18 protein-coding genes are annotated in these 20,296 nt (G+C 46.7%); 4 read left to right on the top strand and 14 right to left on the bottom strand.

Annotated elements, in window-relative coordinates; all coding sequences use genetic code 11:
• Positions 1-6: 6 nt before the first annotated feature.
• The 7 genes from sucC to sdhC all read right to left on the bottom strand — a co-directional run bounded on the left by sucC (position 7) and on the right by sdhC (position 8,703).
• A complete protein-coding gene (sucC, locus tag L1N97_RS08570; RefSeq protein ID WP_229587969.1) occupies positions 7-1,173 on the bottom strand; it encodes an ADP-forming succinate--CoA ligase subunit beta in 1,167 nt (388 codons plus the stop codon).
• A gap of 144 nt (positions 1,174-1,317) precedes the next feature.
• On the bottom strand, positions 1,318-2,505 hold the full coding sequence (odhB, locus tag L1N97_RS08565; protein ID WP_236129491.1) for a 2-oxoglutarate dehydrogenase complex dihydrolipoyllysine-residue succinyltransferase: 1,188 nt from the start codon (positions 2,503-2,505) through the stop codon (positions 1,318-1,320).
• A 66-nt stretch (positions 2,506-2,571) separates the two neighbouring features.
• The gene (locus L1N97_RS08560) at positions 2,572-5,382 is read right to left on the bottom strand and encodes a 2-oxoglutarate dehydrogenase E1 component (protein WP_236129490.1); all 2,811 of its coding nucleotides are present in this window, start codon (positions 5,380-5,382) and stop codon (positions 2,572-2,574) included.
• 102 nt (positions 5,383-5,484) lie between these two features.
• Positions 5,485-6,201 carry a succinate dehydrogenase iron-sulfur subunit gene (locus L1N97_RS08555; protein WP_226750012.1) on the bottom strand — a complete coding sequence of 239 codons (717 nt, stop codon included), beginning with the start codon at positions 6,199-6,201 and terminating at the stop codon, positions 5,485-5,487.
• Positions 6,202-6,214: 13 nt separating this feature from the next.
• Entirely contained in the window at positions 6,215-7,987 is a 1,773-nt protein-coding gene (sdhA, locus tag L1N97_RS08550; protein ID WP_226750013.1) for a succinate dehydrogenase flavoprotein subunit, read from the bottom strand.
• Entirely contained in the window at positions 7,988-8,335 is a 348-nt protein-coding gene (sdhD, locus tag L1N97_RS08545; RefSeq protein WP_226750014.1) for a succinate dehydrogenase, hydrophobic membrane anchor protein, read from the bottom strand.
• A complete protein-coding gene (gene sdhC / locus L1N97_RS08540; protein WP_229587964.1) occupies positions 8,326-8,703 on the bottom strand; it encodes a succinate dehydrogenase, cytochrome b556 subunit in 378 nt (125 codons plus the stop codon). Before sdhC ends, sdhD begins: the two co-directional genes overlap by 10 nt.
• A 366-nt stretch (positions 8,704-9,069) precedes the next feature.
• Here sdhC and gltA point away from each other — a divergent pair, with 366 nt between their 5' ends.
• The 3 genes from gltA (at position 9,070) to L1N97_RS08525 (ending at position 12,264) form a co-directional block, all read left to right on the top strand.
• A complete protein-coding gene (gene gltA, locus L1N97_RS08535) occupies positions 9,070-10,341 on the top strand; it encodes a citrate synthase (RefSeq protein WP_229587962.1) in 1,272 nt (423 codons plus the stop codon).
• A gap of 259 nt (positions 10,342-10,600) precedes the next feature.
• Complete coding sequence (locus L1N97_RS08530; RefSeq protein WP_236129489.1) at positions 10,601-11,818, top strand: aminotransferase class V-fold PLP-dependent enzyme; 1,218 nt, start codon at positions 10,601-10,603, stop codon at positions 11,816-11,818.
• Positions 11,773-12,264: a SufE family protein gene (locus L1N97_RS08525; RefSeq protein ID WP_236129488.1), complete on the top strand. Its 492-nt coding sequence runs from the start codon at positions 11,773-11,775 to the stop codon at positions 12,262-12,264. Before L1N97_RS08530 ends, L1N97_RS08525 begins: the two co-directional genes overlap by 46 nt.
• Here the strand turns inward: L1N97_RS08525 and tcdA are convergent.
• From tcdA to L1N97_RS08490, 7 genes are read right to left on the bottom strand one after another with little or no spacing between them, the layout of a single operon-like run.
• On the bottom strand, positions 12,261-13,046 hold the full coding sequence (gene tcdA, locus L1N97_RS08520) for a tRNA cyclic N6-threonylcarbamoyladenosine(37) synthase TcdA (protein WP_236129487.1): 786 nt from the start codon (positions 13,044-13,046) through the stop codon (positions 12,261-12,263). The genes L1N97_RS08525 and tcdA overlap by 4 nt on opposite strands.
• Positions 13,047-13,057: 11 nt before the next feature.
• A complete protein-coding gene (locus L1N97_RS08515) occupies positions 13,058-13,759 on the bottom strand; it encodes a pseudouridine synthase (RefSeq protein ID WP_236129486.1) in 702 nt (233 codons plus the stop codon).
• Positions 13,752-14,507: a 3-deoxy-manno-octulosonate cytidylyltransferase gene (gene kdsB, locus L1N97_RS08510; protein ID WP_236129485.1), complete on the bottom strand. Its 756-nt coding sequence runs from the start codon at positions 14,505-14,507 to the stop codon at positions 13,752-13,754. Before kdsB ends, L1N97_RS08515 begins: the two co-directional genes overlap by 8 nt.
• Positions 14,495-14,692, bottom strand: coding sequence for a Trm112 family protein (locus L1N97_RS08505; RefSeq protein WP_226750022.1), 198 nt, complete (start codon positions 14,690-14,692; stop codon positions 14,495-14,497). Before L1N97_RS08505 ends, kdsB begins: the two co-directional genes overlap by 13 nt.
• Positions 14,667-15,665 (bottom strand): tetraacyldisaccharide 4'-kinase, encoded by a 999-nt coding sequence (lpxK, locus tag L1N97_RS08500; protein ID WP_236129484.1) that lies wholly within the window; start codon positions 15,663-15,665, stop codon positions 14,667-14,669. The genes L1N97_RS08505 and lpxK overlap by 26 nt, the downstream gene beginning before the upstream one ends.
• Positions 15,662-17,413, bottom strand: coding sequence for a lipid A export permease/ATP-binding protein MsbA (gene msbA / locus L1N97_RS08495; protein ID WP_236129483.1), 1,752 nt, complete (start codon positions 17,411-17,413; stop codon positions 15,662-15,664). The genes lpxK and msbA overlap by 4 nt, the downstream gene beginning before the upstream one ends.
• Positions 17,414-17,448: 35 nt before the next feature.
• Positions 17,449-19,671, bottom strand: a complete 2,223-nt coding sequence (locus tag L1N97_RS08490) for a ComEC/Rec2 family competence protein (protein ID WP_236129482.1) — start codon at positions 19,669-19,671, stop codon at positions 17,449-17,451.
• A gap of 25 nt (positions 19,672-19,696) precedes the next feature.
• On the opposite strand from L1N97_RS08490, the gene L1N97_RS08485 reads away from it, so the two are divergent.
• Positions 19,697-20,230 (top strand): DUF2062 domain-containing protein, encoded by a 534-nt coding sequence (locus L1N97_RS08485; RefSeq protein ID WP_229584217.1) that lies wholly within the window; start codon positions 19,697-19,699, stop codon positions 20,228-20,230.
• The last annotated feature ends 66 nt before the right edge of the window (positions 20,231-20,296 follow it).

The following is a 20,296-nucleotide window of genomic DNA, read 5'->3' as shown; positions in this document are numbered from 1 at the left end:
TACCCCTTATGCCTTAGCCGCTGCAGCAACAACTTGTTTAGCCGCGCTTGTTAGGTCGGTATCAGCGATAATGTTCAGGCCGCTTTCAGACAGCACTTTTGCGCCCAATTCTGCATTGTTACCTTGCAGACGAACCACAACAGGAACTTTAACGCCCACTTCTTTTACTGCACCGATCACGCCTTCAGCAATCATATCGCAACGTACGATACCGCCGAAGATGTTGATGAATACGGCTTTAACCGCAGTATCAGACAGGATAATTTTGAATGCTTCAACAACACGCTCTTTAGTTGCACCACCGCCAACATCTAAGAAGTTAGCAGGTTGGCCACCGTGTAATTTCACGATGTCCATCGTACCCATAGCTAAACCAGCGCCGTTAACCATACAACCGATGTCACCACCTAAGGCAACATAGTTAAGCTCCCATGAGGCAGCGTGCGCTTCACGTGGATCTTCTTGTGAAGGATCTTGCATCGCTTTCAGCTCTGGGTGACGGTATAAGGCGTTGCCATCGATAACTAGCTTGGCATCTAAACAGTGTAAGTCGCCGGCAGGTGTAATAACCAATGGGTTAACTTCTAATAAGGCCAGATCTTTTTCTTGGAAAAGTTTTGCTAAACCTAAGAAGATCTTCACGAATTGGCTAACTTGCTTGCCTTCTAAACCTAATTTGAATGCTAACTCACGGCCTTGGTATGGCTGAGCACCCACCAAAGGATCAACCGCAGCTTTTAAGATTTTTTCTGGGGTTTCGTGGGCCACTTTTTCAATTTCTACACCACCTTCAGTAGACGCCATAAACACGATACGACGTGAAGAACGGTCAACAACTGCTCCTAAATACAATTCTTGAGCGATATCGGTGCATGGCTCAACTAAAATACGGCTTACCGGCTGACCTTTTTCATCTGTTTGATAGGTTACCAGGTTCTTACCAAGCCATTTTTCAGCAAATGCTTTGATTTCTTCTTTGCTCTTAACTAGCTTCACACCACCCGCTTTACCGCGACCACCAGCGTGTACTTGAGCTTTGACAACGAACATATCGCCGCCGATTACATCTGCAGCTGCTACCGCTTCTTCTACTGTAGCTGCGGCAACGCCTTTAGATACAGGCAAACCATATTGGGCAAACAGTTGCTTACCCTGATACTCGTGCAAATTCATGGCTATTTTCCGTTCTTTTGAATTGGGACGTTACTCAACAAAGAGTAACCTGATTTTGGTTCGGTGCTTATTATAGTACCAACCGGTTTGATAAAAAATGCTGTTGTACTAAACAACAGCATTTTTGATACATTCAATGAAACGTTAGATGTCCAACAGAATACGCGTTGGATCTTCTAACAATTCTTTGATGGTGACTAAGAAACCTACTGACTCTTTACCATCAATGATCCGGTGATCATAAGACAGTGCCAAATACATCATAGGTAGAATTTCCATCTTACCGTCAACAACCATTACACGGTCTTGGATCTTGTGCATGCCAAGAATAGCAGATTGTGGTGGGTTGATGATCGGAGTAGACATCAATGAACCAAAGACACCACCGTTAGTGATAGTGAAGTTACCACCTAACAGATCGTCCATAGCTAACTTGCCATCGCGACCTTTCAGGGCTAATTCTTTGATGGCTTTTTCAATTTCAGCCAAATTCATTTTGTCGCAATCACGTAAGATAGGCGTAACTAAGCCACGAGGCGTAGACACTGCGATGCTAACATCGAAGTAGTTATGATAAACAATATCATCACCGTCGATCGCCGCGTTCACTTCTGGGAAACGTTTCAACGCTTCAGTAACCGCTTTTACATAGAAAGACATAAAGCCTAAACGGATACCATGGCGCTTCTCAAACACATCTTGATATTGCTTGCGTAAATCCATGATAGGTTTCATGTTAACTTCGTTAAACGTGGTTAACATGGCCGTTGAATTTTTCGCTTCTAATAAACGATTCGCAATCGTTTTGCGCAGGCGTGTCATAGGAACACGTTTCTGGCTGCGATCACCGGCAGCAACCACTGGCGCAGCTGCTTTAGTAGGCGCGGCAGCTTTGGCTGGGGCAGCAACAAACTTTTCAACATCTTCTTTTGTTACGCGACCGTTTTTGCCTGTGCCCTTGATTTTGCTGGCATCTAAGCCTTTTTCAGAAATCATGCGACGTACAGAGGGGCTTAACGCATCGTCATTGCTGTCATCGGCAGCAGGAGCTGCTGCGGCTTTTTCTGCCGGCGCTTCTTCTTTCTTAGCAGCCGGTGCACCACCCGCTTCCATTTTACCAATGACTTCTTCTGCCGTTACCGTTGCACCAGTGTCATGGATGATTTCGCCCATCACACCATCTGCTTGTGCAACAACTTCCAACACAACTTTGTCAGTTTCAATATCTACTAATACCTGATCACGGCTAACGGCTTCACCAGTTTTTACGTGCCAGGTGGCGATGGTTGCATCTGCAACAGATTCCGGAAGTACGGGTACTTTAATTTCCACTTTTTCACCTTTAACGGTTGGTCTATATCAGTTATCACAGCCTGCAGCATGCAGGCTGGAAAATCATTATTTAACGGTTAGCGCGTCATTAACGAGAGCTTGTTGCTGCTTGTTATGCACAGACAAGTAACCTACTGCAGGTGAAGACGACGCTTCACGACCGGCATAATTCAGGTAACCCGTTTTTGGAATTGCAGCACGGAAGTGATGCTGACTACAGTACCAAGCACCTTGGTTTTGTGGCTCTTCTTGACACCAAACAAAATCAGTTACATGTTGGTACTGGCTTAATACTTCGGCCATTTCCTCATGTGGGAAAGGATAAAGTTGTTCAACCCGCACGATAGCCACATCGGTTTGCTCGCGCTTACGACGCTCTTCGAGCAATTCGTAATACACTTTACCGCTACAGAAAACGACACGTTTCACCGCTTTTGCATCAAGTTCGTCAATTTCACCAATCACGTTATGGAAGGTACCCGATGCAAGTTCTTCTAACGAAGAAGTCGCTAATGGGTGCCGTAACAGTGATTTTGGAGACATTACGATCAATGGACGACGCATTGGCCGCACCATTTGACGGCGTAACATGTTGAAAACTTGCGCAGGTGTCGTTGGCACACACACTTGCATGTTGTGATCAGCACACAACTGTAAGAAACGTTCCAGACGAGCAGATGAGTGCTCAGGGCCTTGCCCCTCATAACCGTGCGGTAGTAATAAAGTTAAACCGCATAAACGGCCCCATTTTTGCTCGCCAGAGCTTAAGAATTGGTCAATAACCACTTGAGCGCCGTTGGCGAAGTCACCAAATTGACCTTCCCAAATAACCATAGCCCGTGGCTCTGCTGTCGCATAACCGTATTCAAACGCTAAAACAGCTTCTTCGGATAAAGCCGAGTCGAAAACTTCAAACTTACCCTGCTGCTCACTGATTTTCTCTAACGGCGTATAGGTTGAACCATCCGTTTGATTATGCAGCACAGCATGACGGTGGAAAAAGGTACCGCGACCAGAGTCTTGACCGACAATACGGATACGGCTACCTTCACCAACCACCGAGGCGTAAGCTAAGATTTCAGCAAAACCCCAGTCAATTTTCTTCTCGCCTTTTAACATCAATGCACGGTCTTCATAAACTCGACCAACCTGACGTTGTAACGCATGCGTCGCGGGTACCTGTATGGCTTTTTCACCTAACGCTTTGAGTTCTTCAAGCTTTAAACTGGCGTCATAACGAGTATCCCAGTCTTTACCGATAAAGGGGGTCCAATCTACTGAAGACGGTGCCATCGGTTGCCATTCTTCAACAACACAATCGCCTTTGTCTAAAGCATCCCGGTAACCGTCTATTAATGCTTTCACTTCGTCAGCAGTAATAACCCCTTCTTGCACCAACTTCTCAGCGTAAATTTCCCGCGGCGTTGGGTGCTTTTTAATCTTCTGATACATCAGAGGTTGCGTTGCATTTGGCTCATCGGCTTCGTTATGGCCATTACGGCGATAACAGAACAAATCGATGACCACATCACGCTTAAAGGTATTACGATAATCAACCGCTAATTGCGCAATCATCACTACCGCTTCAGGATCATCACCGTTCACGTGGAAAATGGGCGCCTGTACCATTTTAGCAATGTCGGTACAGTAAGGGGTTGAACGCGTATCTTCAGGGTTTGACGTAGTAAAACCCACTTGGTTGTTAATGACCAAGCGGATAGTGCCACCTACTTTGAATGCACGCGTTTGCGAGATGTTAAAGGTTTCAGCAACCACACCCTGACCGGCAAAAGCCGAGTCACCATGAATGGTAATAGGCAGTGCTAGCGAACCGTCGGTACAACCGCGGCGATCTAAACGGGCACGCACAGAGCCTAAAACAACAGGGTTAACAATTTCTAAGTGTGATGGGTTAAAGGCCAGTGCTAAATGCACATTACCGCCTTTGGTGGCAAAGTCAGATGAGAAACCCATATGGTATTTCACATCGCCAGCACCCACCACTTCGTATTTACCGGCAAATTCATCAAATAACTTCGATGGATTCTTACCCAGTACGTTGATCAAGGTATTCAGACGACCACGGTGCGCCATACCAATCACTGAGTCTTTGGCGCCTTGCTCACCGGCACGGTGGATCATGGCTTTCAGTAATGGGATCATCGCATCGCCGCCTTCAAGACCAAAGCGCTTAGCACCTGGGAATTTTGAGCTTAAATACTTTTCCAGACCGTCAGCCGCGATTAATCCTTTAAGGATACCTAGCTTAGTGTCTTTATCGAAACGAGGCTGAGATTGCACACTTTCTAAGCGCTGTTGGATCCAACGTTTCTCATCGGTAGAGACGATATGCATGTACTCAGCACCAATAGAACCGCAGTAAGTGCGCTCTAGTGCTTTGTGCAAATCGCCCAATTTCATTGTTTCTTGACCAGAAGCAAATGATCCAATGTTGAACTCAGTTTCGTAATCAGCTTCAGACAGTTCGTGAAACGACAATTCAAGGTCGCGTACCCGAGGTTGTTTCCACAGGTTTAACGGATCCAAATTGGCGTGTTGATGGCCACGGAAGCGATAAGAGTTAATTAATTGCAGTACTTTAACCTGACGGTTGTCAGCACCAGAACCAGAGTTTACCACCACAACTTCACGATGTTTGTTGCGGGCCAACTCAGCGAAATGTTCACGCACATCGCTATGTCGGGTTTCAAGCTCGACCCCATCGATCTTTGGTAACTGGGCAAAAAACTCACGCCATTCGTCACCAACACTGGTGGGCTCTGCTAGGTAGGATTCATAGAGTTCATCCACATAGGCCATGTTACCACCGCCAAGATGTGAAGACTCTAACCACGCCTTCATTACACCTTCGTGCATTTAGTTTCCCTTATTTTTGAGCACCTGGAAAAAGTAGCAAAAAAACTGCCACCCCGCTAAGTGGATGGACAGTTTTCAATTAAATCACTAAAAAAGGGCGCATTACAGCGCCCGGTTTAACAACATCGACTTAATTTGGCCGATTGCCTTAGTCGGGTTTAACCCTTTCGGACAAACGCTAACGCAGTTCATAATACCATGACAACGGAATACGCTGAAAGCGTCATCTAAGTCATTTAACCGTTGTTCGGTTGCAGTATCACGGCTGTCTGCCAAGAAACGATAAGCATGTAATAAACCCGCTGGCCCGATAAATTTATCAGGATTCCACCAGAACGAAGGACACGATGTTGAACAACATGCACAAAGAATACACTCGTACAAGCCATCTAACTTAGCGCGTTCTTCTGGCGTTTGCAAAAATTCACCGGCTGGCGGCAAACCATCGTTGATCAAATACGGCTTCACTTTCTCGTATTGCGTGTAGAACTGGCTCATATCGATAACCAGATCGCGAATTACCGGTAAACCAGGTAATGGGCGCACCACGATTTTACCGCCTTTCAAACCCACTGCGGATAGCGGTGTAATACAAGCCAAACCGTTTTTGCCATTCATGTTTACGCCATCTGAACCACAAACACCTTCACGGCAGCTGCGGCGGAAAGATAACGTTGGATCTTGCTCTTTTAATTTGACCAGTGCATCAAGCACCATCATGTCCCGGCCATCCGGGTTGTCTAAAGTATAATCCTGCATGCGCGGCGCTTGGTCGACATCAGGGTTGTAACGATAGATCGAAAAAACTAATTTCTGCATCGCTGTAGCCCTCTTAGTACTTACGTGCTTTCGGTGGGAAAGCTTCACGGAACTTCGGTTCCAGATTCACTTTACGCTTAAACATTGACTCAGTGTCTGGTGTATAAACACTGTGACACAACCAGTTCTCGTCATCACGATCTGGGAAGTCGAAACGTGCATGAGCACCACGGCTTTCAGTACGGAAGTTTGCTGCAACAGCAGTAGAGAATGCGGTTTCCATTAAGTTATCTAACTCTAAACACTCGATACGCTGGGTGTTGAAGTCAGAACTCTTATCATCTAAACGAGCAAACTGCAGACGTTCACGAATTTCTTTTAACTGCTGTAAACCTTCAGCCATTGCTTCACCTTCACGGAATACCGAGAAGTTAAGCTGCATACATTTTTGCAGGTCTTTCTTAATTTGTACCGGATCTTCACCTTGACCAGGCTTGCTCTCTTCCCAACGACGTGTGCGTGCTAAGGCCGCATCAATGTCAGATTGAGAAGCATCGCGAGCTTGCGCGGTTGCGGCAAGGGCTTCACCAAGGTGTAAACCTGTTGCACGACCAAATACCACTAAGTCTAACAACGAGTTACCACCTAAGCGGTTTGCACCGTGTACGGATACACAAGCAATCTCACCACAAGCAAATAAACCAGCAACAACAGATTCTGTACCATCGGCTTTCGGTGTAATGACCTGACCGTGCACGTTAGTCGGAATACCACCCATCATATAGTGACAAGTAGGAATAACCGGGATGGGCTCTTTAACCGGGTCAACGTGCGCAAAAGTACGTGATAATTCACAAATACCTGGTAAGCGGCTTTCTAAAACTTCGGCACCTAAGTGATCCAGTTTTAGTTTAATGTGAACACCCCATGGGCCCTCACAGCCACGACCTTCGCGGATTTCTGTCATCATGGCACGAGCCACAACGTCACGACCGGCTAAGTCTTTCGCGTTTGGCGCATAACGTTCCATGAAACGTTCGCCATCTTTATTTAATAAGTAACCACCTTCACCACGACAACCTTCGGTTACCAAAGTACCGGCACCTGCGATGCCTGTTGGGTGGAACTGCCACATTTCCATATCTTGTAAAGGCACACCCGCACGTAAAGCCATACCGACACCGTCACCGGTGTTTATGTGTGCGTTAGTGGTTGAAGCGTAAATACGACCGGCACCGCCGGTAGCCAGTACCGTGGCTTTGGCTTTGAAATAAACGATTTCGCCAGATTCAATATCAATGGCGGTACAACCGACAATGGCGCCATCTTGGTTTTTCACCAAATCTAAGGCATACCATTCAGAGAAAACTTGAGTACGGTTTTTAACGTTTTGTTGATAAAGCAAGTGTAACAAGGCGTGACCAGTACGGTCAGCAGCAGCGGCAGTACGGGCAGCTTGCTCGCCACCGAAGTTCTTCGATTGACCACCAAATGGGCGCTGATAAACGCGGCCAGCTTCAGTACGAGAGAACGGTAAACCCATGTTCTCTAATTCAGTGATCGCTTCTGGACCCGTCTTACACATGTATTCAATCGCGTCTTGGTCACCGATATAATCCGACCCTTTAACGGTGTCGAACATGTGCCATTCCCAGTTATCTTCATGGCTATTACCCAGCGCTACCGTAATACCGCCTTGCGCCGACACCGTGTGTGAACGCGTAGGAAAAACTTTTGATAACAATGCACAGGTTAAACCTGATTGGGTGATTTGTAGCGCTGCGCGCATACCGGCACCACCGGCTCCAATGACGATCGCGTCAAATTCTCTTACTGGAATATTCACTTAAGCACCCCACAACACAAATAAACCCACTGCCACGTAGCTAAAGGCAATTACGTACAGGACAAACTGTAAAGCGGCGCGTAACTTGGCACACTTTACGTAGTCAGTTAATACCTGCCATAAGCCAATACGGGTATGAATGGCAATCGAGATCAACGCTAACAAGGTATACACCTTCATTAACACGTTACTGAACAGGCCATGCCATATCTCGAAAGTCACTTCTGGAGTGAAAAGAAAAAAACCTAAAATGAAAAGTGCGTATGTCGCTAGGACAACAGCAGTTGCTCTTAATGATACATAATCCTGAACACCATCGCGTTTCAGGCTTGCCTGATTTAGAACCATAACCATACCCCCGCTAAAACAGCTAAAATAATCCATAACACCATAGTGATGTTGGCACTGGCGTTACCTGAGTCGAGTTCTTCCCAGTAGCCTTGGTCCATGATCATGTGGCGGATACCGCCTAGCAGGTGGTAAATAAGTACCGTGATAGTGCCCCAAGCGATAAACTTCGCAAAATGTGAGTTTAGCAAGGACTTCACGTAGTCAAAGCCTTCTGCGCTTTGCAATGAAACCGCCCATGCCCAAATAACAAAAAGCAGTGCGAAAAACATTGCAACACCGGTTACCCGATGCAGAATAGAAGCTTTGGCAGTCGCAGGTAGAGAGATAGTTGTTAAATCAAGATTTATTGGTCTTTGCTTTTTCACAGTGTCTTGCCTATCGATGCCCGTGTAGAGCGTAGTTGTCATTATTGTCGCTGCAAAAAACAGCCACATCCCGAAGCAGATATACTCTTTTTCTATAAAGCTGGTTCAGCAAAAAGGTTCTGGTAAGGTGAACTGTTTTTACGCCGCAAATAGTATATATTTCATGACACGCTATTACAATTTTTGTTTGGTTTTTAACGGAAAAATCCGTTACTCAAAACTTTACAGCTTTTTAGCGGTACGGCAATACGACTAGAGTCGAATACTTATTAATTGATTAGCCTTTAGAATTGACTTTCAGGTGCGGTTTGCGAGTAGAATACCCTTAACCCTAATATCCCATAATAAAACAGTAGGAGAAATCCAATGGCAGATAAAAAAGCCGTCGTACAGATTGATGGTAAAACCTTTGAGTTACCGATCTACTCTGGTACGGCAGGCACTGACGTGATTGACGTTCGTACACTAGGTCAACAGGGCTATTTCACGTTTGACCCGGGCTTTATGTCTACCGGCTCCTGTGAATCGAAAATCACATACATCGATGGCGACAACGGCATTTTGTTACACCGCGGTTACCCAATAGAGCAACTCGCTGATAAATCAGACTATTTAGAGACTTGCTACCTGTTATTAGAAGGCGAATTACCGACTAAAGAGCAGTATGATAACTTCGTTAAAACCATTACTCGTCACACGATGGTTCACGAAAAAATCGCCGCATTTTTCCAAGGTTTCCGTGTTGATGCACACCCAATGGCAATGCTGTGTGGTGTGGTTGGCGCGATGTCATCGTTCTATCACTCTGATTTAGACATCAACGATCCGCAACAACGTACCCGTAGCGCCCATCGTTTGATTGCTAAATTACCAACAATTGCTGCGATGGCGTATAAATATACTGCCGGTCAGCCATTCGTTTACCCACGTAATGAATTGAGCTACTCAGAAAACTTCTTACACATGATGTTCTCTGTACCCGCTGAAGACTATAAAGTTAGCCCTGTATTAGCCAAAGCAATGGATCGGATTTTCATGTTACACGCCGATCACGAGCAAAATGCTTCTACTTCTACCGTGCGTTTAGCCGGTTCATCTGGTGCTAACCCTTACGCATGTATCGCGGCAGGTATTGCCTCTTTATGGGGTCCTGCACATGGTGGTGCCAACGAAGCCTGTTTAAAAATGTTACAACAAATTGGTTCAGTTGACCGTATTCCAGAGTTTGTAGCTAAAGCCAAAGACAAAAATGACTCTTTCCGTTTAATGGGTTTCGGTCACCGCGTTTATAAAAACTTTGACCCACGTGCCAAAGTTATGCGTGATACCTGTCATGAAGTATTAAGCGAACTGAACATTAAAGATCCATTGTTAGATGTCGCCATGGAATTAGAGCGCATTGCGTTATCTGACCCGTACTTCATCGAGAAGAAACTGTATCCTAACGTTGACTTCTACTCAGGCATCATCTTAAAAGCTATTGGTATTCCTACCAGTATGTTTACGGTGATCTTTGCGATGTCACGTACAGTGGGTTGGATCTCACACTGGGACGAGATGTTAGCAGACAAAGGCCACAAAATTGGTCGTCCACGTCAGTTATACACTGGCCATGCCGCACGCGATTACAAAAAGTAATTTGCTCTGGCAAGCAGCAGCTTAAAAGCGGCCATTGGCCGCTTTTTTCATTGTTATCGCGGTAAATTCGCTCATCATTGTAAAGTAACCTCGGCTATTTTAATTCTTTTTACCTTAGCCTCATGCAGCAAAAACCAGCCGAAATCGCCAACACGCCTGAGTAATGACGCTTTTATTAGGCTCAATAAAAGGTGCTTCTCGCTAAAAGAGGTGGCATTAGGCATAATAGCCGCCTTGTTTTTGTCTTGAGCTTCCCGACATGTCTGTGTTTGATGCCGCCGCTTTTCGTCAACAGTTCCCTTTTTTTCGTGAACAACCCGCTTGGATCTATCTTGATAACGCAGCAACTACGCACAAACCTCAGGTCGTCATTGATAGCCTGGTACAGTTTTATCAGCATGATAATAGCAATGTGCATCGCGGAACGCATCAGTTAAGCCAACAGGCAACAAGCCAATTTGAAGAGGCAAGACGCACGGTACAGCAGTTTATTAATGCCGCCGAGCCAGCCGAAATTGTCTTTACCAGTGGTACCACGGCGGCGTTTAACCAATTAGCCTTTGGTTTAATGCATACCGTATTGCAAGCCGGTGATCGCATTTTAATCTCGGCCTTAGAACATCACGCGAATATCGTACCTTGGCAACTGCATTGTCAGCGGCACGGGGTTATCATTGATGTGATCCCATTGACCGTTGATAGACAACTTGACCAAGCCGCCTATCAAACACTGTTAGACAGCAAGCCAAAAATAGTCAGTCTTACTCAAGTATCTAATGCACTTGGCAATGTTTTGCCTTTAGCACAGATGTTAAGCGACGCGAAAGCGGCCGGTGCCATGACCATCGTCGATGGCGCTCAAGGCATTGCTTGGCAACGACCCGATGTACAAAAATTGCCTGCCGATTTTTACTGTTTCTCAGCGCATAAGTTATATGGCCCAACCGGGATCGGTGTGTTGTATGGCAAGCGGGCATACTTAGAACGACTGACACCGTTACAGGGCGGCGGTGAAATGATTGAACATGTTAGCTTTAGTGGCAGTCGCTTTAACAGCCTACCCGCCCGTTTAGAAGCGGGTACCCCGCATATTGCGGGTGCGCTGGGCCTTGCTCAGGCCATTAAATTTATTAGTGGGTTTGACGCTCAGCAAATAAACAGTTATAAAGGCCTGTTATTAAAGGCTTTTCATAATGGTTTACAGCATATCCCTGGCATTCAATTGTTATCGTCTCGCCACGATAATGCCGGTATTGTCACCTTGAACATTCAAGGTGAACACCCTGCCGATGTCGCGGCATTGCTGAACGAACAACACATTGCTGTGCGCGCGGGCAGTCATTGTGCTATGCCCTTATTTGAACAATTAGCCGCGCCAGGCGCGCTGCGTTTCGCTTTTGCACCTTATAATCAGTTAACCGAAGTTGAGCAATGTTTAGCGGCATTGGCTCAGGCAGTGGAGATCCTTACGGTATGACCATGGCACAACTTATTACGGATACTGCGACAGCCCTTACGGCTATCCGGCAACAGGATTTGCCACAGTTACAACAACCCCAAGATTGGCAAAGTAAGTATCGTTTATTGATGCAATTAGGTAAAAAATTACCGCCGATCCCAGAAAAAATGCGCCAAAATGAGTGGCTAGTTAAAGGCTGCGAAAGTCGGGCTTGGTTACTGCACTACTATGATAGCCGCACCGAACAACACTTTTTTGTGTTAGACAGCGATGCCCGCATCGTCAAAGGGTTACTGGCCATCATGTTATGCTTTGTTAATGGCCTGACGCGGCAAGAAATCTCTACACTGGATTTACAACGCAGCTTTGATAGTTTGAATCTGAAACCCTATTTAAGCCAATCGCGAGGCAATGGCTTAAATGCGATGGTCAATCGAATAAAAGACGTGGTCGCCGCCCATTAAACGGCGGCTTTTTGCTGCAACTTGATTAAAATTCGCGACACGGCGGCCAAACCAAAGGTTGCCGTAACCACCATAGCGGCGCCAAAGCCGCCACTACAATCTAAGCGCATACTGCCTGTATTATCGGGTTTTTGTTGACAAATACTGCCGTCGGCTTGTGGATAACGTAATTGTTCAGTAGAAAACACGCATTCCACACCAAAACGCCGCTTAGGATTACGGGTAAACTGATGATCGCGCCTGAGCATATTGCGTACTTTCGCCAACAACGGGTCATTAAAGGCTAAGGTTAAATCAGCCAATTGAATTTGCGTTGGATCCAATTGCCCACCGGCCCCACCGGTTGTGATCAGTGGCATTTTATTGCGTTTGCACCATGCAATTAATGCGACCTTTGCTTTTACAGCATCAATCGCATCTAACACATAGTCTGCGTTAGCCGGTAACAGGGTCGCTAAGTTATCCGGGGCAATAAAATCAGCGACTTGATTCACTTTACACTCTGGATTAATTTGTAAAATCCGCTCAGCCATCACCGCCACTTTGTCTTGGCCGACCGTGTCGGTCAGCGCATGCGCTTGCCGATTGATATTACTTATACACACATCATCTAAATCGATTAGCGTTAACTCACCGATCCCTGAGCGCGCTAAAGCTTCACAAGCCCAGCTTCCGACGCCACCAATACCGATCACCACCACATGTGATCGCTGAAATTTTGCTAAGGCCTGCTGACCATATAAACGCGCAATGCCAGCAAAACGCGTATTAAAATCTGACATACTTCTTCCTGTTAACGCTCAAACGGCAAGCTAGGTGCCGCGGGCCAAGCATATTGCCATGGTGTTAGCCACGATCCGGGTAATCCGTGATGCACTAACGCCAGAAACTGCTCACCGCTATCGGGTAATAATTGATATTGATAGTCTATGCCAGCAAAACGAAACGCCAAGGCATAGGCATGCAGATAAACGCGGTCGGCCTCTGCAGCACCATATAAGCTATCGCCTAGGATAGGTGCACCCTGACTTTTTAACGCCACGCGTAATTGATGTGTTTTACCGGTATAAGGCCGCAGTAAATAAGCGCGAAACGGTAAGTTTTCAAAGCCCTGACTCACAAAATACGTGACCGCTAAAGCCTGTTGTGCCGACGTTAACTTCCAACCGCCGCGCCGGCCAGGCTGCATGGCACCTTTCACCCAACCTTGTTTTTTGTTAGGCCGTACTGCACTTAACGCCAAGTAACATTTCTGGATTTGCCGACGACTAAATAATTGGGTAAATTCTGCTGCTGCAACAGCATTGCGCGCCAACAGCAATAAACCCGAGGTGACTTTATCTAATCGATGCACCGCAAACAACTTTTCGCCTAACTGTTGCTCGGCAATGGCCACTACCCCCGGCCCCTCTTCCGAATGAAAGCTTAAACCTGCGGGTTTATTAATAACCACAAAATCTGCGGTACTATCGACGATAGTCAGTGGTTTAAACATGTTGTTGCGTGGCAAAAGCAATGGCTCGCGCCAGATCTTCTGCGGTATCTACGCCGACCGCCGGCGTTTCTATCGCTGTCGCCACATGAATGGCTTCACCTTGCCACAGCACTCGTAACTGCTCTAACGCTTCAATTTGTTCCAGGGTTGATGTTGGCCACGCCACGTAATCGGCAATAAAACCCGCACGATACGCATATAAGCCGATATGTCGCCGATAATGTGTTGCAAGGGCATCACGGTAACGATCATCACGGTCAAACGGAATAGCTGAACGACTAAAATATAAGGCGTAACCGGCATGATCGGTTACCACTTTCACCACATTCGGATTTTTCAGCTCGGCAAGATCATGCAGCGGCACGGCTAAAGTGGCCATCCGAGCTTTTTGTTGCAGCGCTAAATTCTCTGCTACCTGACGAATAATTTGCGGTGGAATAAAAGGCTCATCACCCTGCACATTCACCACGATATCATCTGCAGCTAAACCTAATTGAGTGACCACTTCGGCCAAGCGTTCCGTACCAGAATTATGACTGGCCGCCGTCATGCACACTTCACCGCCAAACTGGCGCACTGCAGCGGCAACCCGCTGATCATCGGTCGCAACCAGCACGCGCTCGGCACCGCTTTGTATCGCTTGTCGATACACACGCTCAATCATGCTTTGACCTGCAATATCCGCTAACGGCTTACCCGGTAAGCGAGAGCTGGCGTAGCGAGCAGGAATAACGACTATGAACGCCATTTTTCACACTCTTCTGAGCTTAATGGCGTTGCTTCATTCGCCAGTAACACCGGGATATTATTGCTTAAACGATAAGCCAGTTGATCAAAGGTGCAGATCAAGCGCTCGCCTGTTTTGTCATATTTTAATTTACCCTTACATACCGGGCAGGCCAAAATATCAATCAATGCCAGATTCATGGCCATATTGACTCCGTAATAAGTTAAGTTTTTTGCTTAGTTGCTCAGTAAATTGGGGATCTAACCGCGCCTGAACGGCTAAATAATACCAACCGCTTTTGGCAAAAGACCGACATTTTACCGCATCTTTTTCCGTCATTAACAGCGGGGGTGTTAAATCGGTAAAATCGTCAGGGCTAAAAGGATGGTGATCGGCAAAGAAATGCTGCCCTGCAATGTTAAAACCGGCCTCTTGCGCCGAACGAGCAAAACGTGCTGGATTGCCAATTGCCGCCACTAACTGAACCGGTGTCGACACCGCTAACGCCGGTTGCTCAGCCAAAAGGGGCCGCGCAGCAACAACGGCTAGCGTCATGTGGCCATCAACACCGTCTAATGGCCCACTGTTTGCCACCGTAAAATCAACTGAGGCTAAACGAGAAGGCAACTCGCGCAAAGGGCCAGCTGGAAGTAACCAGCCATTCCCCAGACCACGCTGACCGTCAATCAGCACAATTTCTAGATCGCGCGCTAACCGATAATGCTGTAGGCCATCATCAGAGATAATAATGTCGACGTCTGGGCAACGTGACAGCAAATGCTGGCCGGCGCTAACACGATCCGGAAACACAACCACCGGACAGCCACTGCGCTGAGCCAATAAGAGTGGCTCATCCCCCACCTGATTTGCCATGCAGTTAGCGGTAACTAAACGCGGCGCCGTTAATTTTACGCCATAGCCCCGACTAATAATGCCTGGGGTAAAGCCCTGCTCGCGCAATAACTGGCATAACCATAACGTAAACGGTGTTTTGCCCGTACCGCCAACGGTAATATTGCCGACAACAATAACCGGCACCGTTAAACGATAATGGCGTTTAATGCCAAGGCGAAATAACGCGCGGCGCATAGTCGACAATAACCAAAACAACAGGCTAAATGGCGCCAGTAAATAACACCACCATCGACCTTGATACCAGCCACGCTCTAGTGCGGTCATTTTTCAGAGCCGAACTGCAATTTATGTAACGAAGCATAAACGCCATCACGCGCTAATAATTCGGCGTGTGTGCCCTGCTCTAAAATACGACCTTGATCCATCACAATAATGCTGTCGGCATTTTCAATGGTTGATAAGCGGTGGGCAATCACAATACTGGTGCGCCCTTTTAACAGCACGTCAAGAGCGGCTTGGATCTTGCGTTCAGACTCTGTATCCAAAGCCGAGGTGGCTTCATCTAAAATCAGTACTGGCGCTTGGCGTAATAACGCGCGAGCAATGGCAATACGTTGGCGCTGGCCACCGGATAAACTGACGCCATTTTCACCAATTTGTGTATCGAGGCCCTCTGGCATCTTCTTAGCAAATTCCATCACGTGGGCTTGCTCGGCAACCGCCAATAATTGCTCGCGACTGACCGGCTCTGCCATACCGTAACAAATGTTATTGGCGATTGAATCGTTAAACAGCATCACATGTTGTGAAACTACGGCGATTTGATGACGTAGAGAACTGCGGCTATACAATTGAATGTTTTGACCATCCACTAAAATCTCGCCCTGCGCTACCTCATAAAAACGCGGTAATAAACTGGAGATGGTGGTTTTACCACTGCCTGAACGCCCCACTAACGCCACCGTTTTACCTGCAGGCACGTGAAACGACACATCTTCGAGAACCTGCTGCTGATGGCCAGGATAGTTAAAGGTGACATGTTTAAACTCGATGTCGCCTTTGGCCTGCTTTAATTCAATGGTTCCCGTTTCCCGCTCCGCGGCTTCATCCATAACTCGAAAAATACTGGCGGCGGCGGCTAAGCCGCGTTGAAACTCGCTATTTACCGTGGTTAATTGTTTTAGCGGCTTTAACAGCATGACCATCGACGTGACAATGGCAGAGAAAATACCGGCGGTTAAGGTATCAAGCATTTCCGGTTGACTGGCCATAAACACCACAAAAGCCAGAGCAAAAGAGGCGATCAGTTGGATCACACCAGAACTAATGGCCGAGGTGGCATCCATTTTCACGCCTTGTAAGCGAGTTTGATTATTCACTTCTTCAAAACGCGCATCTTCAATCGCTTGGCCACCAAAGGCTAAAATCACTTTATGCCCATTGAGCATCTGCTCAGAAGCAGTCGTTACGCCGCCCATCGCATGTTGAATTTTATGGCTTAACTTACGAAAGCGTTTCGAGACAAAGCTAACAATAACGGCGATCACCGGTGCAATTAAAAAGAAGATTAACGAGAGCTGCCAGCTATACCAAAACATTACACCAATTAAACCCAGTACCAAGGCACCATCACGCACCAACACAATCAGGGCTTTGGTTAAAGATTGTTTGATTTGCTCTGAGTCATAGGTGATTTTAGAGATCAGCTCACCGGTAGAATGTTTATCATGAAAGCTCACCGGTAAACGCATCATATGGCTGAATAATTGCTGTCGCATATCTTTGACAATTTGATTACCTACCCAACTAATACAATAGGTTGCGGTAAAGTGAAAAATGCCACGCAAGATAAACATCAAAATGACCACTAAAGGCGCTAGGCGTAAAAATTCGGTATCTTTTTCTTGAATGCCGCGGTCAATAAACGGCTGTACCGAAGCAATAAAGCCCGCATCCACCGCTGAATACCCCACCATACCGATAATGGCGGCAACAAAACCTAAGCGGTAGGGTTTTAAATAGCTGAGTAACCGACGATAAACCGCCGCTGACGTTGTTTGCTCTGTCTGCAAAATTCTAAACCTTTTATCGTTATCATCTGGCTATTCTAACGTGTTGAGGCAGAGGTTTCAGCTATTGCTGTCGGCTTTTCTGCCCAAGGGTAGTGTTTTTCTCTATTTTCTTGGCGAATGCGCAGTTTTTCAGCCGTAAATTCAATCTGCAAGCTGCCTTGTAACCCAGTATGATACAGCGGTAAATTCAATAAGTTAATCCGTTGTTGCACGGCAGCTTGTGGATAAGTATAGGGCCCTTGTGCGTTGGCCGCTAATAGCAATTGCCGTGGCACTAAAGCTTGTAAAAAAGCTAATGAATTAGCGTTAGCGCGCCCATAATCTGCCAGTAAATAAATATCTGCGGTTAAATCAGCATACTGCTGCAATAATGCCCGCTCTTGAGCCTGTTGCAACTTACCCGGCAACAACAATTGCCAGCCTGCCATATTAACACTGAGCACACAGGGATCGGTTTTAGCTAACAACCAATGCCGAAAGCCAATGTCAGGATAAGCTGCAACTAACTGACTACAGGTCTGCACTTCTGGTAATGTCGCTACCGCACTGTAAAATTTTGCCATTGGATAAGCTTGTTGAATTAACGCCACTGCCGGCGCCATTTCTCGCTCAAGTGCCGGTATAATGACCGGCCCCAATTGCCGCAACCGTTGTTGCTGTAACAAAGGTAATACCTGCTGGCGAACCAGCCCTTCCAGCTGTGTCGCAGGGGCATCTAAATATAAGATGGCATTATGAGGTTGCTGTAATAATAATACCGTGCGCTGCCCGCTATCGATTAGCTGTAATTGCGGGTGAACATTCACCGGCAAATAGACCATTAATACCACCACAGTAAGCCATAACAGCCACAGAGAGCCCTTTACACGGCAGGCTAGCAGCAATGCTAAAGCCCCGGCCAGTAATAACGCCGTCAGGGGGGAAAGCTTAGGTAAACTCCACCACACTGCTTGAGAGGCACTCCACTCTAACCATGTCATTAAGGGAATAAACAACGCATCGGTTAACTGCCAAAGCCATTGAACATAAGGCAAGCCCGCCAAGCTCCAACAGACCGTGATCAATAAAAACGGGATCGCGAGCAACGAACACCAAGGGACAAACAACAGATTAGAGAGAATGGATAAGACACTCACACCCGAGAAAAAAGCCATGCTAATAAATGACATTAACAAGGTTAATGCTAATTGAAACAGCAACCAGTAACGTAATTTTGCCCAGCGCTGTGGCGCTGCAGGGGCTAAGCACCATAGCAGTAACACAATGCAGCCTACGGCTAACATCGACAACCAAAAACTATAACTGAGTAACCACAACGGATTGGTCAAGAGCAATAATGCCAATAACAGCAACCACGCTTGATGCTTGGCTAAGGGGCGCAGTAATAATCGGCTCAGCACAAAAATAGCCAATGCCACCGCCGCGCGTAATGTTGGGATGGTAAAACCAGCCAACCAGCCATAGCCTAAGACCGGTAACAAACTGAGTAATAAAGCCAGCTCCACTTTAAAGCGCCAGGGGCTAAGGCGTAGCACCCCGCTAAATAACAACAGGCTCCAACCATAGACCAAGCCAAGGTGTAAACCCGAGATAGTTAAAATATGTCCCAAGCCACTGTGCCGGATCCCTTGCCACAATTGCGCATCAAATTGTCGCTCTGCTACTGTTAACGCTAACAGCAGTGGCGCACTGCTAAGGGATGCAGTCGACGTTTTTAGCTGGGTAATGATGGTTTCTCTGGCTGAAACAGGGGCCTGTAATAAGATCACCGGCTGCTCTGGCAATACATATCCCTCGCCAATCACACCTTGCAATAAGGCTTGCAGCGAACGAGGCCGAGACTGTGGAGTCCAACTCTGTGCTACTGGTCGCAATTTTAACGGTAAACGCCAAAGTTGATTATTTTCGAGGCTTGGGGCTTGTCGCCAGCGCACAGAGAGCAGATACTGATCATATGAGCTTTGCTGTAGTTGCAGTTTCACTGTCAAATCACCAGTGCCGTGATCGGTCCAACTGACGATCCGCACATCATGATAGCTGCTTGCTGAGTTTAACAACGTATTCTGTGCCTGCCAGTATGCAGATAACTGCCAATGCCAACTGACTATAAACGCGCTGCAACCGGCTAAAAAAAACAGCCGAAAGCGGCAGCTGACTAGAAAAGCCGCTAGAAAAATATATTGAAAAAAAGCTGGCGGAAGCGGTAAAAATAACGACAATAGGCAGCCAGCTAATACACCTGTGCAAAAGTGTTGCATGTTTACTTTTCGTAAATAGGTTGTAATGCCAAAGAAGACTATTAAGAAATATTTACCATCTCCAGAAAAAATCAAGCAGATGAAGTTATTAAATCTGTTCGGTTCGATGCTGCACGATGGTAATTTATGGCACTTAAACCGCCGCTCTGCGCGCGGCGCTTTTGCTGTTGGTCTTTTTTGGGCCTGGATGCCCTTCCCTTTTCAGATGCTATTCTCGGCGCTGATGGCCGTGCCTTTACGCGTTAACTTACCGTTAAGTGTGGCGTTAGTGTGGATTTCAAACCCGCTCACCATGCCGGTGATGCTGTATCTCAGTTATTTAATTGGCAGTGTGGTACTTAAAGCGCCTGCAGAGCCCTTTGCTTTTGAAGCTTCGCTCGGCTGGTTGTGGCATAGCATGCAAACCATCGGCAAACCTTTACTGACCGGCTGTTTATTAATGGGCATTACCGCCAGCATTGTTGGCTATTTTGCCATTGACTGGTTATGGCGTTTATCGGTAAAGAAAGAAAAGCTCGCGCGCTTGTTACGGCATAAAAATCGCCTAAAACAAAACTAATGGCTTAATTAGCGTTGCTTTAGGCAGAGAGTCACTAAAAAGCTTGAACAAAACACGACGGGGGAT

This window comes from Rheinheimera sp. UJ63, from assembly GCF_021568285.1.
In the GTDB taxonomy this organism is placed as follows: domain Bacteria; phylum Pseudomonadota; class Gammaproteobacteria; order Enterobacterales; family Alteromonadaceae; genus Alishewanella; species Alishewanella maricola.
The sequence above is the reverse complement of the archived record's forward strand: the minus strand, read 5'-3'. Positions and strand labels throughout refer to the sequence as shown.

Coding starts and splice junctions, on each gene's coding strand:
- sucC (WP_229587969.1), bottom strand. CDS start 1,173: ATGAATTTGCACGAGTATCAGGGTAAGCAACTGTTTGCCCAATATGGT.
- L1N97_RS08560 (WP_236129490.1), bottom strand. CDS start 5,382: ATGCACGAAGGTGTAATGAAGGCGTGGTTAGAGTCTTCACATCTTGGC.
- L1N97_RS08555 (WP_226750012.1), bottom strand. CDS start 6,201: ATGCAGAAATTAGTTTTTTCGATCTATCGTTACAACCCTGATGTCGAC.
- sdhD (WP_226750014.1), bottom strand. CDS start 8,335: ATGGTTCTAAATCAGGCAAGCCTGAAACGCGATGGTGTTCAGGATTAT.
- gltA (WP_229587962.1), top strand. CDS start 9,070: ATGGCAGATAAAAAAGCCGTCGTACAGATTGATGGTAAAACCTTTGAG.
- L1N97_RS08530 (WP_236129489.1), top strand. CDS start 10,601: ATGTCTGTGTTTGATGCCGCCGCTTTTCGTCAACAGTTCCCTTTTTTT.
- L1N97_RS08525 (WP_236129488.1), top strand. CDS start 11,773: ATGTTTAGCGGCATTGGCTCAGGCAGTGGAGATCCTTACGGTATGACC.
- tcdA (WP_236129487.1), bottom strand. CDS start 13,046: ATGTCAGATTTTAATACGCGTTTTGCTGGCATTGCGCGTTTATATGGT.
- L1N97_RS08515 (WP_236129486.1), bottom strand. CDS start 13,759: ATGTTTAAACCACTGACTATCGTCGATAGTACCGCAGATTTTGTGGTT.
- kdsB (WP_236129485.1), bottom strand. CDS start 14,507: ATGGCGTTCATAGTCGTTATTCCTGCTCGCTACGCCAGCTCTCGCTTA.
- L1N97_RS08505 (WP_226750022.1), bottom strand. CDS start 14,692: ATGGCCATGAATCTGGCATTGATTGATATTTTGGCCTGCCCGGTATGT.
- lpxK (WP_236129484.1), bottom strand. CDS start 15,665: ATGACCGCACTAGAGCGTGGCTGGTATCAAGGTCGATGGTGGTGTTAT.
- L1N97_RS08490 (WP_236129482.1), bottom strand. CDS start 19,671: ATGCAACACTTTTGCACAGGTGTATTAGCTGGCTGCCTATTGTCGTTA.
- L1N97_RS08485 (WP_229584217.1), top strand. CDS start 19,697: ATGCCAAAGAAGACTATTAAGAAATATTTACCATCTCCAGAAAAAATC.